Source organism: Trichlorobacter thiogenes (assembly GCF_900167465.1).
Taxonomy (GTDB): domain Bacteria; phylum Desulfobacterota; class Desulfuromonadia; order Geobacterales; family Pseudopelobacteraceae; genus Trichlorobacter; species Trichlorobacter thiogenes.
Genome location: NZ_FUWR01000010.1, coordinates 15,259 through 30,484 on the forward strand (window position 1 = coordinate 15,259; position 15,226 = coordinate 30,484).

At 51.1% G+C, this 15,226-nt stretch carries 14 protein-coding genes; 10 read left to right on the plus strand and 4 right to left on the minus strand.

Annotation, left to right across the window (positions count from 1 at the left end):
• The first annotated feature begins 211 nt into the window (after window positions 1-211).
• From B5D39_RS09655 to B5D39_RS09680, 6 genes are all read left to right on the plus strand, one after another.
• Window positions 212-508: a helix-turn-helix domain-containing protein gene (locus B5D39_RS09655; RefSeq protein WP_208610572.1), complete on the plus strand. Its 297-nt coding sequence runs from the start codon at window positions 212-214 to the stop codon at window positions 506-508.
• Between the two features lie 122 nt (window positions 509-630).
• Complete coding sequence (locus tag B5D39_RS09660; protein WP_078790259.1) at window positions 631-1,341, plus strand: CsgG/HfaB family protein; 711 nt, start codon at window positions 631-633, stop codon at window positions 1,339-1,341.
• A 102-nt stretch (window positions 1,342-1,443) separates the two neighbouring features.
• Window positions 1,444-1,701: a hypothetical protein gene (locus B5D39_RS09665; protein WP_078790260.1), complete on the plus strand. Its 258-nt coding sequence runs from the start codon at window positions 1,444-1,446 to the stop codon at window positions 1,699-1,701.
• A 90-nt stretch (window positions 1,702-1,791) separates the two neighbouring features.
• Window positions 1,792-2,184, plus strand: coding sequence for a response regulator (locus B5D39_RS09670; RefSeq protein WP_161947470.1), 393 nt, complete (start codon window positions 1,792-1,794; stop codon window positions 2,182-2,184).
• Between the two features lie 27 nt (window positions 2,185-2,211).
• Window positions 2,212-2,802 carry a hypothetical protein gene (locus B5D39_RS09675; protein WP_161947471.1) on the plus strand — a complete coding sequence of 197 codons (591 nt, stop codon included), beginning with the start codon at window positions 2,212-2,214 and terminating at the stop codon, window positions 2,800-2,802.
• 53 nt (window positions 2,803-2,855) lie between these two features.
• The gene (locus tag B5D39_RS09680) at window positions 2,856-4,784 is read left to right on the plus strand and encodes an SLC13 family permease (RefSeq protein WP_078790263.1); all 1,929 of its coding nucleotides are present in this window, start codon (window positions 2,856-2,858) and stop codon (window positions 4,782-4,784) included.
• Between the two features lie 33 nt (window positions 4,785-4,817).
• On the opposite strand, the gene B5D39_RS09685 is transcribed toward B5D39_RS09680, so the two are convergent.
• Together B5D39_RS09685 and B5D39_RS09690 are read right to left on the minus strand one after the other, a co-directional pair.
• A complete protein-coding gene (locus tag B5D39_RS09685; protein WP_078790264.1) occupies window positions 4,818-5,735 on the minus strand; it encodes a DUF4349 domain-containing protein in 918 nt (305 codons plus the stop codon).
• 125 nt (window positions 5,736-5,860) lie between these two features.
• Complete coding sequence (locus tag B5D39_RS09690; RefSeq protein WP_078790265.1) at window positions 5,861-6,748, minus strand: RluA family pseudouridine synthase; 888 nt, start codon at window positions 6,746-6,748, stop codon at window positions 5,861-5,863.
• Between the two features lie 216 nt (window positions 6,749-6,964).
• Here B5D39_RS09690 and B5D39_RS09695 point away from each other — a divergent pair, with 216 nt between their 5' ends.
• From B5D39_RS09695 to B5D39_RS09710, 4 genes are read left to right on the plus strand one after another with little or no spacing between them, the layout of a single operon-like run.
• Complete coding sequence (locus B5D39_RS09695) at window positions 6,965-9,091, plus strand: TonB-dependent receptor plug domain-containing protein (protein WP_078790266.1); 2,127 nt, start codon at window positions 6,965-6,967, stop codon at window positions 9,089-9,091.
• A gap of 16 nt (window positions 9,092-9,107) precedes the next feature.
• Window positions 9,108-10,022, plus strand: coding sequence for an ABC transporter substrate-binding protein (locus B5D39_RS09700; RefSeq protein ID WP_078790267.1), 915 nt, complete (start codon window positions 9,108-9,110; stop codon window positions 10,020-10,022).
• A gap of 28 nt (window positions 10,023-10,050) precedes the next feature.
• Window positions 10,051-12,351 (plus strand): ATP-binding protein, encoded by a 2,301-nt coding sequence (locus B5D39_RS09705; RefSeq protein ID WP_078790269.1) that lies wholly within the window; start codon window positions 10,051-10,053, stop codon window positions 12,349-12,351.
• Window positions 12,348-13,706, plus strand: coding sequence for a hybrid sensor histidine kinase/response regulator (locus B5D39_RS09710; RefSeq protein WP_078790270.1), 1,359 nt, complete (start codon window positions 12,348-12,350; stop codon window positions 13,704-13,706). The genes B5D39_RS09705 and B5D39_RS09710 overlap by 4 nt, the downstream gene beginning before the upstream one ends.
• A gap of 237 nt (window positions 13,707-13,943) precedes the next feature.
• On the opposite strand, the gene hisG is transcribed toward B5D39_RS09710, so the two are convergent.
• Both hisG and hisI read right to left on the minus strand, forming a co-directional pair.
• Window positions 13,944-14,819 carry an ATP phosphoribosyltransferase gene (gene hisG, locus B5D39_RS09715; protein ID WP_078790271.1) on the minus strand — a complete coding sequence of 292 codons (876 nt, stop codon included), beginning with the start codon at window positions 14,817-14,819 and terminating at the stop codon, window positions 13,944-13,946.
• A complete protein-coding gene (gene hisI / locus B5D39_RS09720) occupies window positions 14,816-15,193 on the minus strand; it encodes a phosphoribosyl-AMP cyclohydrolase (RefSeq protein WP_078790272.1) in 378 nt (125 codons plus the stop codon). The genes hisG and hisI overlap by 4 nt, the downstream gene beginning before the upstream one ends.
• Window positions 15,194-15,226 lie beyond the last annotated feature (33 nt).

Here is a 15,226-nt window from a genome sequence, read left to right on the forward strand (position 1 = left end):
TTGAAATCGTAGATTTTGTTGTGATGTCGGTGATTGGCATGGGTTTTGTTGTAGGTTTGCAAACCCTCAGTTGTTTTTGGTGGTCTTGTTTTTAAACTGTTGGTTTGTGGTAGCCGGTAAACAGTTAGAAGTATTTTAACCACCCCTTTAAAAGTACGAGGTCAGCTTGCCTATGCAGTTGCAGCCAGTTGAGAAACTTTCAGATGTCGGCATGAGAATACGACAGTTCCGTCAGGATGCCGGGCTTAGCCAGGAAAAACTGGCCGAACTGGTCGGCGTTACCCCCCAGCAGATTCAGAAATACGAAACATCCAAAACCAGAATTTCCACCGACAAACTACAGATTATCGCAGCAGCACTGAAAATCCATGTGGCAGATTTTTTCAGTGATCGCAGCCATCTTACGCTAAACGCGCCTGAGACCCTGTTTATCAAAAAACTGCGCAAAGTGCGCGACCCGGAAGTGCATGAAAGTCTTGGTGTTTTGTTGGACAGGCTGGCGAGATAAGCTTGTGGCAGTTCAAGGAAGGATTTGGTGAGTGATGTCGTTAGCCAGCAATGTGTCATGTATAGTCGTTAGTGAAACGACAGCTTGTATAAAGCTGCGAATTTAAAAGGAAAGGATGTGTTATGAAAAAATCAGTTCTTTGTTTGTTGTCGGTTGTTTTGTTTGCGTCATCTGGATGGGCCTCTGAAAAGCCAAGTATGGCTGTTTTGGATTTTACGAACAACACGAATGCGTATTGGTGGAAACCGGGGGTTGGTAGGGATTTGGCTAATATGCTTACCAATGAACTGGCTTCATCAAAAAAGTTCAGGATGCTTGAAAGAAAGAAAATTAGTTCTGTCATAGGCGAGCTTGATTTCAATGAGTCAAAATATGTCGATAAATCAACAAAGCAGAAAATCGGGAAGATAAAGGGGGCAAAGTATCTGGTAACCGCCTCGGTAACTTCCTTTGAGGAGAACACAGAAGGTTCAAATAGTAATTTCAATTTTATGGGATTTGGTGTTGGCCAGAAATCTCAAAAAGCCTCTTTGTCGGTTGACCTCCGCATTATTGAAACTGAAACAGGTGAAATTGTTGATACCCGTACTATTGAAGGCACCTCTGAGAGTAAGTCAACCGGTTTTTCCGGCAGCTTTATGGGGGTCGGAGGTTCTACAGGTGAAAACAAAAAGACACCTGCCAGCAAGGCCATTAGGGGCGCTGTAATCCGTATTGCAGATTATCTGGTTTGCTCAATGGTGGACAAAACCCCTGAATGCCTTGCTGAGTTTGGTGCGGCAGAAGACCGTAGAAAAGCTAAAACACGTGATTCAATTGGCTTGGACGAGTAGTTTTGCGGTTTCCCGGAGATCTTTACGTTTCCTTTGGGCCATTAGACCTGAGATGTGCAGTGTTCGTTACTTTAACATTACGATAATAGGAAGGAATAAATTATGGCTAAAAATTCACTGGTTCATGTCAGTAGCGTGAGTGAAATGGAGAGTAAAACAACTCAGTACATCTCACAAGGGTACATTGTCGCAAACCGAAATTCTGACAGCGTAATTTTGACGAAGAAAAAACAATTCAGCATACTGATGGCAATTATAGGTTTTTTTCTCGCAGTGTTTCCTTTGATTATCTACATCATCATCTACATGTTTCAGTCGGACAAGATGGTTGAGATCCGGGTTTCACAAACAGGTGCATAGATTGTCTTTTCGGGCCGCCCTGTGCGGCCCGTTTCTTATTTAATTGCAGTATTTACATTATTATAGATGACTCAGGAGCCAAGCAGGGACATGCCATCCCAACATGCACAACGACCATCTTCAACCATACTCGTGGTAGATGATAACACGCTGATCCGGCTTATGGTCACCAACATCCTGAATGACCACGGTATGCGTGCCCTGCCTGCTTCTTGTGCAAAAGAAGCACTTGCCATTATGGATGAACTTGATGAACAGCCCAGTTTGCTGATCAGTGATATCTCTATGCCGGACATGTCTGGCATAAAGATGGCCAGCATAGCGGAGAACCGTTGTCCTGGCTTAAAGGTTCTGTTCATCAGCAGCATACCGGAGTTTTATGATGGGACTAAGCAGGATGTTGTCCCTGAAGACCGGCTGTTGAGAAAACCATTTCTGCGTTCTGAACTGCTGAACCGTGTCGTTGATATGCTGGAGTTGTGATGAATGCCACAAATGAAAGGCTCTATTATGAAAAAAATATCCGCTATACTCTTGCTTCTCCTGCTGCTGATCACCGCAGGCTGTTACATTCCGGAGCAGTTTGATGCCAAGATAGTGATCAACAAGGATGGTAGCTACAGTTTTGCCTACGACGGCACCCTGACAAACTGGCTGGTGCTGGCCGCTGCCAAGGAAAAGGCCCTGTCTGCAAAGGATGAGGCAGATCTGAAGAAGGCTACTTCTGAGTTGTCTCAAATTCCAGAGTTTAAAAAGGTCGATTACCAGGGCAAAGGCCGTTACAAGGTGCTGGTGCAAAAGACAGGAAAGAAGGGCGAACCGTACTATTTTGTTTCTCAAGACCTGAATTATATCTCTGTTGTGCCCAAATCTGACGGTACGCTGGAAGTGCGCTCGTTTAGCCCTTCGGCAAAAGACCTGAAAGAGCTAAAGCAGATAGACGCCAAGATTGACGGTAAGCTTATGGTGAAACTGCCACGGGGGATGAAGGTACTGCAGACCAATGCACAGGGTAAACCGAAGTTCTTTGGTCTGATTGGTGGCTATACTTGGAGCATCAAAAAACCTGAAGATGGGCCGTTTATCATCCTGAAACCGTAGTTGCCAGTAACTGAACGGGCCGCCTTGTGCGGCCCTTGCTTTTGGGGAGATCCATGCAGATCAACTTTGACGCCATACCGCTTTTTGCAAGCTTAAGCCGCCTTGACCGTGCCCGGCTGATCCCCAACTGTGCCGTGATTGCCTTTGATGCCGGAGAGGCGATTGTCAAGCAAGGTGAAAGGGGGGATAGCCTTTTTATCATTACCAGCGGTTCTGCACGGGTGGTGCGGAAGCAGCCGGATGGCAGCGAGGTTACGGTAGCCCGTTTAAAGCAGGGGGAATGCTTTGGCGAAGTGGCGCTTTTAACCGGTGAGCAGCGTACTGCTGATGTGCTTGCCGAGGTGATCGGCACCACGGTGTTAAAACTCTCCCGTGATCGATTTTCGCAACTGATGAAGCAGCATAATGATCTGGCACAGCGGATGGCGCGGCTTCTGGCTGAGCGGGTCAGTCGCACGACCTGCCATGTGGGCAACGGATACACCAGCGATGAAGGTCTGTTGTTGGAGGAGTTGCTGCCGCAGGATGCACAGGACAAATTGCCCTCATCATCCGGGCTGACTGCCGGTTGGAGCCTGGGGATGGCGCTGCGTAACCGCCGGTTTATCTGTATTGCACTGGCGCTGATCATGTTTGTAACGACCGGGCCGCTGTTGTACAAGGCCGGTATGCCGCTGCAGCGGTTGATTCTGTTGGAGCTGTTGCTGGGGGCCACCATCACCTGGGCGCTGGATGCCTTTAATTACCATGCCGTGGCCCTTGCCCTGCCGCTGGCTGCGGTGCTGTTTGGGGCTGCCAGCCCCAAGGAGGCCTTTGCCGGTTTTTCCCATCCCTCCTGGTTTCTGGTGCTAGGGGTGTTTGCCATCTCGGCGGCAATCTCCCGCACCGGCCTGATGTACCGGCTGGTGTTGTTGATGATTAGCCGTTTCCCGGCCAGCTACGGTTGGCAGACCTTTGCACTGGCAGCCAGTGGCCTGCTGCTGACGCCGGTGATCCCTTCATCCAACGGGCGGGCCGTGTTGTCCGGGCCACTGGTGGCCAATTTAAGTGAGATTCTTCGTTTCAGAAAGGGCAGTGCCGGCTCAATCGGCATGTCCATGGCGGCGTTACTGGGGTTTGGGCATATGTCGTTTATGTTTATGAACGGCACCGCCACCTGCCTGTTGGCCTTTGGCCTGTTACCGGATGCTGTGGTAAGCCGCGTAACCTGGTTTAGCTGGCTGATTGCTGCACTGGTGCAGGGGCTGGTCTTTTTTGTGCTTTCCTACGGTTCATTGCTGATGTTGTATCGTCCAAAGCGACAACGGGTTGCAGGTTCATCCATGGTGCAGGCCCAGTTGTCTGCCCTGGGGAGCATGGACCGCAACGAACGGATCACCCTGCTGGTGGTCTGTGCTTCCCTGCTGGGTTTTTTGACCCAGTCCTGGCATCACGTCAACAGTGCCTGGGTGGCACTGGCCAGCTTTTTTCTGCTGTTTAGCTGGGGGGTATTGCAGGATAAGGCGGTACGTAGCGAGATTGACTGGAACTTTCTGTTGTCCTTCGGCGCTTTGGTCGGGTATGGGGGACTGATCTCATCCAGCGGCCTGGGCAGTACGGCTGCCGGGCAGCTGGGGCCGCTACTGAACGGGATAGGTAAAAGCCCGTATCTACTGCTGCCAGCCGTTTCTCTGGCGATGTTTGTCCTGCGCTTTTTTCTGCCCTTGCCTGCTGCCCAGCTGGTGCTGTTGTTGTCGGTGCTGCCGGTGGTGGGCAACAGCGGTATCGATCCGTTTGTGATCTGCCTGACCGTGCTTATCTCGGGTAATCCCTGGTTTACCAGCTACCAGAACAGTATCTATGCCGGGTTGATGGAAGCCACTGAAGGGGCGCTGTTTGACCACCACCAGACCCGTCGGGCAGCGTTTGCCTATCTGGTTGCAGCGCAGGTTGCCATCATTGCCTCAATCCCCTATTGGCAATGGTTGGGGTTGATACAATAAGGCCGGTGAGCTCATGACCGGCCTTCTCTTGCTTCAAATTTGTTGTCCCGCCGCTTTTGCCACTTTCCGCTGTCTTCTGGCCTCTCGCCAGCGGGAGATCCGCTTCCAGATAAAGATTGAGATTGGCAACAGGATAGTCACCCAGGGCAGCACAACCCCGACAAAGATGATCATGGCACGTAGTGAGCCGGAGAAGCCTTCCAGTGCCTGGCCGATTGAGCCGTGCAGCGGATGCCAGAAGCGTTGGAAGGTGGGCAGAGCCCCGGCGCGGTCAGTTAAAGTGATCTTGATGGAGGTCATCTCCAGTTGCAGATCCCAGGTCCGTTTTCTTGCCTCAAAGGCCTCTATCTCTCCACGTACCCTGGTCAATTCCTTTTCAACCAGTAGCACATCGGATAGCTTGCCTGCCTGCTTCATCATATCCTGCAGCCGTTTTTCGGATGAGCGGGCATTCTTCATCCGGGCTTCAAGATCCACATAGCCTTCTGTGATATCTTCTGCATTGGCCTGTTCTGCTGCCACCTTGCCGGTCTTGCGCAGTTGTTCCAGTATGCCGCCCACCTTGCCGGTGGGTACTCTGATCGCTATTTCTCCCCGTACCACACCATCTTCTTCTTTACGGCTTTGCGAGCTCACGATGAAGCCGCCGCTTTTTTCAGCCAATGCAGAAATCTGCCGGATAACAGCAACGGTCTCCTTGACCTCCAGGGTGAGGTCATAGGTCATGATTACCTTGCGCTGAGACGGCTTGTCGGCTGCATTACCTGCAGGCTCTGCAACAGCATCTGCATCTGCTTCTGCTTCTGCCACAGGTGCTGCCGGAGCTGCAGCTGGCATTGCTTTCGATCTGGATTTTTCTAAAAGCTGGTTCGATTCCTTTTTCTGGCAGCCGGGAAGCATCAGAAGAATAAGGGAAAGCAGGATCAACAGGCGGTACAGCTGGGTGCGCATGGCAGGTCTCCGACAGAATTTGAGGGTGGTTGTACTGATTGCAAGTATACAGCCTACCACAGGTTAGGTGGGCGTCAACCGGCCTTTAGCACAGGCCTGTTAGCAGGCCGGTCGTGTTGGAGGTGTTAACTCAGATTCTGCAGAAGCGTGAGCAGTTCTTTCTCGTTTATTCCGCAGCGTTCAATAATCAGCTCCCGCAGTGCGGTTGGCAGCGGGGCGCAGACCGTCAGCTGCGTCTCAGGGGTAGGGTGTTGCAGTCTGGTGCGGAAGGAGTGCAGGGCGATGCCTGCCAGGGTGGGCAGCGGTTGGGCATCATACCGCTTATCACCCACCACCGGATGACCGATTGACGAGAGGTGCCGCCTGATCTGGTGCGTACGGCCGGTAACCGGTTCCACCAGCAGAAATGAGCAGTTCTCTCCAACAGACAGGCAGCGGTAACAACTGATGGATTCCTTGCCATCCAGTGGTTGGTTAATCTCACCGTCGCCCTCCAGAATCCCTTCCACCACGGTCAGATAGATTTTGTCCAGCCCTTCTTCTTTAACCTGTCTGCCCAGTATCCCAGCGTTGGATGAACTGGTGGCCAGCAGTACCACGCCAGAGGTGCCGCGATCAAGGCGGTTAACCGGATAGGCCCGTACCGGATAGTTGGCCTTTTTTTCCAGCCAAGCCGAGGCGATATCCGCCAGGTTTTCATCCACCTCGGCAGCGGGATGCATGGCCAGACCGGCCGGTTTGTTGAGCGCCAGCAGGCGGTCATCCTGCCAGAGCAGATCAATCGGCGGCAGCGGTCTGTTCAGCTGTTGCATAACCTGTTCGCTTTCCTTGAGGCTAACGATATCGCCAGCTGTGAGCAGGGTATCAGGTGAGGATTTTGCCTTGTTCAGGGTGCAGGCGCCGGATTTGATCAGTTTGCGGCAGTAGGCAGGCAAAGCCGCTGGTAGAAGGCGTTGCAGCCAGCTTTCAAGGCGGCGGCAGTGGTCATCAGTGGTAATTGTGTAGGTGAGCATGGGAGTACCTTATGGCTTAGTTTTCAAAGTTTCTGTCAGTAAATAATCGATTTGGCGTGCAGGGAGCAGTACCATAGCTGATGTTTGTGGAAACTCCAACGTAAAGCTGTTAATTTTGATAGCAGGATAATCAACTTTACACCTGAAAATTTAATGAGTATAAAAACCAGATACAGTAATAATGGGTAACCACAACCATCGTAGAGGGATAAACCCATGAAAAAGAAAGCATCTGCTGCCTGCGTATCTTTTGTGTTGTGTCTGGGGACCGGTGTTGTGGCTCAAGGGGCTGATGCCCCTCAGGCCCAGCCAGATACTGTTGTTGCCCTCAATGAACAGACCGATGGTAAAGAGTTGCTCATGTTTTTTGAGGAGCAAGATCTGGTTACCGCCACCAAACGTCCTACCTCGTTACGTAAAGCCCCTGCCATAGCTACGGTCATAACAGCTGATGAAATCAGGAACATGGGTGCCCGCAATCTGTTGGACGTCCTTAAGATGGTACCGGGCTTTGGTATTTCAATCACTGAGTTTGGTGCCAGCATGATTGAGGTGCGGGGGGTAAGGACACAGCTCAGCGAAAAAATTCTGGTCATGATCGATGGCCATTCCCTGAACAAAAATTTTACCGGCAGCGCCTTGTATAATGTAGCTGGTATGCTTCCGATGGAAAATATCCGTCAGGTGGAGGTGGTGCGGGGGCCAGGCTCAGCACTGTATGGCAATAGCGCCTTTGTGGCCACCATCAACATCATTACCCGTAATGCTGAAGAAATTGAAGGGTTAGAAATAAAAGCCGGTGGTGGTGACTCAGACAGTTTTAAGGGAAACCTTGTTGGAGGTAAGGCAATTGGTGACAAGTTGACGGTTTCAGGCAGCCTGGATCACTATCAGACCCACGGCCAGAAGTTGGCAGTTGCTGCAGATAGTCTGACCGGCACTCCTTTCTCTCAGGCTCCTGGTGCCACCAACCAAAATTTTAAACAGACAGATGCCTTTCTGAAGGTCGGTTACGGTGATCTTTCCTTTCGTAGCCATTATATGTCAAAGCATCAGAACTTTTATATCGGCCTTGCATCTGCTCTAACCGATGATACCAATAAGGAACAGCTGGAAAACTACTGGAGTGAGCTGGCCTATAACCTGCATTTTACCGACACTCTTGCCCTGAACGTTAAGCTTTCGTACGACTATTATGAGCAGGACCCGAACGTAAAGCTGTATCCAAACGGCTACGTTTTAACCATCCCGACGGTTCCTCCAACAGTATTCACTTATCCGAACGGCATGATTGGCAAGCCGCTGGTAAAGAATCGTACCATTGGTGGCGAGCTGCAGGTTGATTGGGATGCCTTTGCGGGGAATCACCTGATTGCAGGGATCTCCTTTGAGGAAATGCGCCAGTATGATGTGCAGCAGTTGGCCAACTTCAATCCGCTGACTTTTGCATCGCTCTCTTCAGTACAGGAGGTAGCCAACTGGAACAAGGATGCCACTCGCCAGATATTTGCTGCCTACCTGCAGGATGAATGGCAATTGCTGGAGCAGGTTAACCTGACGGCTGGCCTGCGTTATGACCATTACAGTGATTTTGGCGACACCCTGAATCCCAGAATAGGACTGGTTTGGAACGTTCTGGAAAGTGTTGATCTAAAGCTGCTTTACGGTCAGGCCTTTCGTGCCCCCAATTTTCAGGAACTGTATAATATCAATAATCCCGTGGTGGTCGGCAACCCGCATCTTAAGCCGGAGAAGATCCAAACCTATGAGGCAGGCGTTGCCTGGCGTTTGAACCGCTATTTTGCAACAAACCTGAACTATTTTTTCAGTACCATCAACGACCAGATCGGGTGGGTCCCCTCAACGGTTGCAGGTCAACCCGCTGTTAATGCCAACATCGGCAAAACAGAGACGCAAGGTGTTGAACTGGGATTTAATGGAGCAGTAGGGACTGACCTGTACTGGAAGCTGAATTATACCTATCAGGACCCGCGTGACATCAGCAATGACAGACGATTGCCCTATGTGCCGTCACATCGTGCTTCCGGTAGCGTAAACTATGCCTTAACCAGGTACCTGAACCTGCATACTGATCTGCTCTGGACCGGGCCACGCCCACGGGATACCGGTGATACCAGGTCGGAGATGCCTGCCTATACAACGGTAGATCTGAGCGCTACGCTAAAAAATTTCTATAAAACATTGGAAATACAGGCGACGGTACGCAATCTCTTTGATCAGCGCTACAGTGACCCTGATACCTCAGGTGCAGCGGCGAAGGTTCCAGGAGATTATCCCCGTGAAGGGATATCCGGGTTTGTGACCGCTTCGTACAAGTTTTAACAAAGGAATTACTGCTTTGAAGATACCGTTATTACACCTCTCCGTTGTTGAGAAGCAGTGTCGCAGATATTTTGCGGCACTGCTGTTTCTTTGCATTCTGCAGCTGTTCCCCGTCACTGCTGAGGCCGCCAAAGTCCTGATTGTGGGGGATACCAAATATCCGTTTGTAGCCGGTGTTGTTGCCGATATTCAGCTGTCTGTGAGGTCGCAGGCCAAGGAATATGCTGTCTCGGAGATCAGGGGGCGACTTGGCACGGTCGTGGAACGGGAAGGTGCCGAGGTTGTGGTTGCACTGGGTGCTGATGCGGTATATGAGGCATTGCGATTGCCTCCCTCAATTGCGGTTGTCTATGGTCTTGTAGTTGTGCCCCCCAGGTCTGGTCGAACAAATGTCACCGGGGTGTATATGTCTCCTCCGGTGGGTGAATATGTTACGACGGTTCGTCGCTATCTCCCTGCGCTTACCAGGATGTCGGTTGTGGGGAGCCAAGCCATGCTACGGAGTCTGTTAAGCGGTGACTATGCCCAGGTATCGGTGCACAGTGTTGTCAGCTCATCTGATCTTGTGACTACCGTTAATCGTCTTACTGATGCCAAATCACTGCTTCTGCTGCCTGATTCCAACCTGCTGACCGCCCCGGTTATGTCAAGCGTGTACCTGTTTTCCTTCAGGAATAATATTCCAATATTTGGTATCTCAGAAGCCAATGTAAAGCAGGGCTCACTGTTTGCCCTGGTTTTTGATCCAAAGGCAGTCAGCCGTCAGATTGGTGAAAAGGTCCAAACCATCTTGAACGGAGGAGATGCAGGAGAACTGCCAGCCTCATCACCCAGACGGTATAACCTGTATGTAAACAGCAATACTGCACAGAAAATGGGAGTTGAGCTGCCGGATGAGATGCTGAAGAGGGCGAAGAGAGTCTATCAATGAGATCGCCTGGCCTGTGACAAGTGTGGATATGAATAGCAACCAGCAGCCTGTGCCGGCTGAGCAGAGTCGTGGCTTGTCCGGTTGGCTGGCTTCGCTGGTGCCCCTGACCTTCAGGGGACGTGCGATGCTGTTCCTATTTCCAATGATTGTCATCATTTCCATGGTCTATACCTTTGAGTCAATTTCAACGGAGAGAAAGATCCTCAAAAATGAAATCATCAAAAAAGGGGAGACCATTGCGGCGATTGCTGCACGGAATGCAGAGCTGTCGCTGCTGTCTGAAAATTTTGAACAACTGAAGATTTCTGCCCAGCCGTTGATGGAGATCAAGGATGTTGCCTTTGTTTCCTTCCTTAATAAACGATCTGAAATTTTGCTGCATGAAGGAAAACAGTACCCGCTGACAGCAACTCTGACGGCAGGGACTCAGCGCTTAATCAGCTTTTCCGAACATGATGATGTCTTTGAGTTTCTTGCCCCAGTCATTACGATTAAAGCTGCCGAGGGTTTTTTTCTATTGGAGGGGAATGGCTCCGACGCAACCGTCAGGGAGCAGATCGGCTGGGTCAGGATAGGTCTTTCCAAGGAAGTGGTAAGCCGCTCCGAGCAACGTATTATCATTCGGGGTAGTCTACTTGCCGTTGTTTTTTCTATGGTTGGTGCCCTGTTACTGTACCTGTTTGTCTCCCTGGCGACCCGGCCACTGTATGCGCTTATCGACGCGGTTAAAGAGGTGCGGGAAGGGGAACATCCCGAGGTTGCGGTGGTATCACCAAAGAGTGAAATAGGGCGGCTTACCGCAGAGTTCAACCGGATGAGCCGTGCCATAAAAGAGCGGGAAAACGAGCTGATAAACCATCGTGATCATCTTGAAGAACTGGTTGCTGAACGTACGGCAGAGCTGACCATTGCAAAGGAACAGGCCGAATCAGCCAACCGGGCCAAGAGTGATTTTCTTTCTAGTATGAGCCATGAACTGCGCACACCTTTGAATGCCATCCTGGGCTATGCCCAGATACTCCGGCTGCATAATAATTTATCAGATGCACAACGACAGCAGCTTGATATCATGCGCAACAGTGGCGAACACCTGTTGACATTGATTAATGATGTGCTTGATGTCGGTAAAATTGAAGCCAATAAGATGGATGTTGAAGATGCCGTGTTTGATCTGCCAGCGTTGATCGCTCAGGTCTTTAACCTTACCAAGCTGCAGGCGGAAGAGAAGGAACTGCAGTTCCACTACGAACCGGAAACCCCGTTGCCGGCCTATGTGCATGGCGATGAACGCAAGCTGCGGCAGATCTTGCTGAACCTGCTTTCAAATGCGGTCAAATATACCCGTCGGGGCAGCGTGACCATGCGGGTGAGCTATGGCCGTGCCGGAGACGGTCTGTTTCGGTGTGAAGTGGCGGATACCGGTATCGGTATTCCTGCTGATAAACTGGGTGTTATCTTTGAACCGTTTACCCAGCTTACCAGTGATCGTCAGGCCCGTGAAGGGACCGGACTCGGGCTTAATATCACAAAACGTCTGCTGACCCTTTTGCTGGGCACCATGGGGGTTGAAAGCGAATTTGGCAAGGGTAGCACCTTCTGGCTGGAGGTGCCGTTACCTACGTTGGTGGCTGACCAGATCAGCTCTGAAAAGACTGAATCACATATCGTTGGCTATTGTGGTACGCGAAAAAGTGTACTGGTAGCTGATGATACGGTGGGGAATACGGCATTGCTTGTTTCTTTGCTTGAGCCGTTGGGATTTGAATTGTACGTGGCCCAGAACGGCCAGGAAGCGCTGCAGCTGGTGTCTGAACATCGGCCTGATCTGGTGGTGCTTGATCTGGTGATGCCTGAAATGGATGGCTTGGAGTTTGCTACCCGTTTGCGAAAAAACAGCGATTTTGCAGCAACAAAAATTATAGGTGCCTCAGCCACGGTGACAGACGGTGCCTGTAAGGAGGCCTTTGTTGCAGCTTGCGATGACTTTGTAACCAAGCCGATCCGCATTGATCTCCTGCTGGAAAAAATCTCTGTACTGTTTGATATCCAGTGGGAAATTGATGAGGCCATAGCTTCGCAAGACAAGAATGAACAAACATTCTGGAAAGAGGATGAGCCGTTTGTGGTACCTCCCTCAGCAGAGTTGGAGGTGCTGTATGAGTTAGCCATGATGGGCGATATGCTGAAGATTGAGGCCTGGGCAACGGCGCTGGAGGCTCAGAATCATACCTATCGCTGCTTTGCTGAAAAATTACGTGAGCTGGCAAAGGCGTTTAAGGCAAAAGCAATTTTGGCGTTGGTGGAACAATACCGAGGAGCAGCTACATGATTTCTGGTGGACCGCAGGTGACTTCATCCGCTGAACGGCAATCGGTTATTCTTGTTGTCGATGACGATGCCAACAACCTTGCTGTTGTGCGGGATTGCCTGGTTAGCTTCGGCTATACCATCCTTGTGGCAGAGGATGGTGAAAGCGCAGTCAAGCGCGCTGACTATGCCCAACCAGATCTGATTTTGCTCGACGTTATGATGCCGGGAATTGATGGCTACGAAACCTGCCGCAGACTGAAGGCCTTGAAGAGTACCCATGCTATTCCTGTGTTGTTTATGACAGCCCTGGCGGAAACGGGTAACAAGGTTAAGGGGCTTGAGGCTGGAGCGGTTGATTATATTACCAAACCTTTTCAGCGGGAGGAACTGCTGGCCCGCATTGCGGTCCATCTGCACAACAGGGAGCTTACCAAGCGTCTTCAGGAAGCAAAAGAGTTGCTGGAGGCACGGGTTGAAGAGCGAACAGCTGAGTTGGCCCAGGTCAATAGTGAGCTGCATGAAAAGGCGTTGCTGCTGGAAGAGGAAATTGCGGAACGGGTTCTTGCAGAGCAGGAACTGCATGTTAAACAGACTCAGCTTGAGGCCCTGAACCGGACCCTTGAGACACGGGTTCAGGAGGAATTGCAGCGTAACCGGGAAAAGGATGCCATGATGATTCAACAGAGTCGTCTGGCTGCCATGGGTGAGATGATCTCCAATATCTCCCACCAGTGGCGTCAACCCCTGAACGAATTAGGGATCATGGTTCAAATGTTGCGGGTAGATTATGATGAGGCGTTGCTGGATGATACAAAGATTGATGAGTTTTCCCGTGGCTGTATGGAAATTATTCAATATATGTCGCAGACCATCAATACCTTTCGTAATTTCTTTAAGAGAGAGCAGCCTTCTGCACGTTTTGAGGTCTCAACAGCCATTAGCAAAACCGTTGATCTGGTGCAGGCCTCATTTCAGGATGCAGGAATCAAATTGAATCTGAAGTTGGATTCCGGTTGCCTGATACAGGGCAATGCCAATGAATTTTCTCAGGTTATCCTTAATCTGTTTAACAATGCCCGTGACGTGCTGGTGGAGCGTGAGGTCGCTACACCGGAAATAGCGGTGGCCACCTGGCTGGAAAACGGGCAGATCATGGTTGTGGTGGAAGATAATGCCGGCGGTATTCCTGATGCCATCAGCGGAAAGATATTTGACCCCTATTTTACTACCAAACATAAATCCCAGGGGGTTGGTCTGGGGCTCTACATGTCAAAGATCATTATTGAAGGGAAAATGGCGGGGAACATTGATGTTGCCAACAGCTCTGGAGGGGCTCGATTTCAGCTTGCTCTGCCTGCTGCCCCTGCTATCTGAACAGACTTTGTGTGATAATGTACTAAGCCCGCAGCATGCCTTTTGAGAGAGGCGCGCTGCGGGCTTAGTGCTTCTAGCAGGCTGTTGAAAAACTACTGCGGAGCCCGTCTACGGCGTTGCGCGGTGCTCGCTTCTTCGTCTAACTAATTGTTATGCCTCAGTCGCTGTGCGACCTACGCCTTGTAGCCGTGCTTCCTCATAACGTTTTTCAATAATCTGCTAACGGCGGCTTGTGTATCAGATGATCTTGCTCAGCGGATATTCAATAATCCCCTCAGCACCCAGGCGCAGCAGTTCCGGCACGATCCGGCGCACCTCTTTTTCCGGCAGGATACTTTCTATAGAGACCCAGTCTGATTTGTAGAGGTGGGCAACCGTAGGCGCCTTCTGGCTGGGCAGGATACTGATGATCGCTTCCACTTTGTCAGCAGGGGCGTTCATCTTGAGCCCCACCATCCCTTCAGCCCGCAGGGCAGAGTTGAGCAGGGTGGCGATCTGTTCGATCTTGGCCCGCTTCCAGGGATCTTCCCAGGCGGTTTTGTTGGCCACCATGACCGGTACGGACTCCATCAGATCACAGACGATCCGCAGGTTATTGGCCCGGATAGTGGAGCCGGTCTCAGTCACTTCAACAATGGCGTCGCAGAGGCCGTCAACCACCTTGGCTTCGGTAGCGCCCCAGGAAAATTCAACATTAACCTGGATGTTGCGCTCTTTGAAGTAACGCTTGGTAAACTCCACCAGTTCCGTGGAGATGGTGGCACCCTGCAGGTCTTCCGGTCCCTGAACCGGCGAATCCTGGGCTACCACCAGCACCCAGCGGACCGGGCGACGGGAGACCTTGGAGTAGACCATGTCGCAGACTTCAACCACATCGGAATCGTTTTCACGAATCCAGTCACGGCCTGCAATCCCCACATCAATGGTGCCGCGCTCCACATATTTGCCCATCTCCTGCGGACGGATCAGGTGGCATTTCATCTCGCCATCATCAACCGTAGGAAAGTAGCTGCGGGAGGAGATGCCGATCTGCCAGCCAGCCTGTTTGAACAGGTCTACCGTGGCTTCTTCAAGGCTGCCTTTGGGAACACCGAATCGTAGGACCGTACTCATTTTTTGTAGACCTCCGCAGGATTAAATAACGGGTTGGAATGCTCAACCCACTGCCCATCCTCCCATTTTACATAAAAACAGCTGCGGTTGCCGGTGTGGCAGGCTGCCGGGCCGTTCTGTTTGACCTTGATGACAACGGTGTCGGCATCACAGTCGGTCAGAACCTCCATCACATCCTGGGTATTGCCGGACTCTTCACCTTTCATCCAGTACTTGTTACGGGTCCGGCTGAAGAACCAGGTCTTGCCGTCTCGCAGGGTCAGATCCAGGGTCTTCTTGTCCATAAAGGCCACCATCAGCACTTCGCCGTTCTCGTAATCCTGGATAACAGCTGGAATCAGCCCGCCCATCTTGTCAAAATTAATCTCAATCATGCTGTGCCTCCTGAAAAGTGTCCGGGCAGTATA

Coding starts and splice junctions, on each gene's coding strand:
- B5D39_RS09655 (WP_208610572.1), top strand. CDS start 212: ATGAGAATACGACAGTTCCGTCAGGATGCCGGGCTTAGCCAGGAAAAA.
- B5D39_RS09660 (WP_078790259.1), top strand. CDS start 631: ATGAAAAAATCAGTTCTTTGTTTGTTGTCGGTTGTTTTGTTTGCGTCA.
- B5D39_RS09665 (WP_078790260.1), top strand. CDS start 1,444: ATGGCTAAAAATTCACTGGTTCATGTCAGTAGCGTGAGTGAAATGGAG.
- B5D39_RS09670 (WP_161947470.1), top strand. CDS start 1,792: ATGCCATCCCAACATGCACAACGACCATCTTCAACCATACTCGTGGTA.
- B5D39_RS09675 (WP_161947471.1), top strand. CDS start 2,212: ATGAAAAAAATATCCGCTATACTCTTGCTTCTCCTGCTGCTGATCACC.
- B5D39_RS09680 (WP_078790263.1), top strand. CDS start 2,856: ATGCAGATCAACTTTGACGCCATACCGCTTTTTGCAAGCTTAAGCCGC.
- B5D39_RS09685 (WP_078790264.1), bottom strand. CDS start 5,735: ATGCGCACCCAGCTGTACCGCCTGTTGATCCTGCTTTCCCTTATTCTT.
- B5D39_RS09690 (WP_078790265.1), bottom strand. CDS start 6,748: ATGCTCACCTACACAATTACCACTGATGACCACTGCCGCCGCCTTGAA.
- B5D39_RS09695 (WP_078790266.1), top strand. CDS start 6,965: ATGAAAAAGAAAGCATCTGCTGCCTGCGTATCTTTTGTGTTGTGTCTG.
- B5D39_RS09705 (WP_078790269.1), top strand. CDS start 10,051: ATGAATAGCAACCAGCAGCCTGTGCCGGCTGAGCAGAGTCGTGGCTTG.
- B5D39_RS09710 (WP_078790270.1), top strand. CDS start 12,348: ATGATTTCTGGTGGACCGCAGGTGACTTCATCCGCTGAACGGCAATCG.
- hisG (WP_078790271.1), bottom strand. CDS start 14,819: ATGAGTACGGTCCTACGATTCGGTGTTCCCAAAGGCAGCCTTGAAGAA.
- hisI (WP_078790272.1), bottom strand. CDS start 15,193: ATGATTGAGATTAATTTTGACAAGATGGGCGGGCTGATTCCAGCTGTT.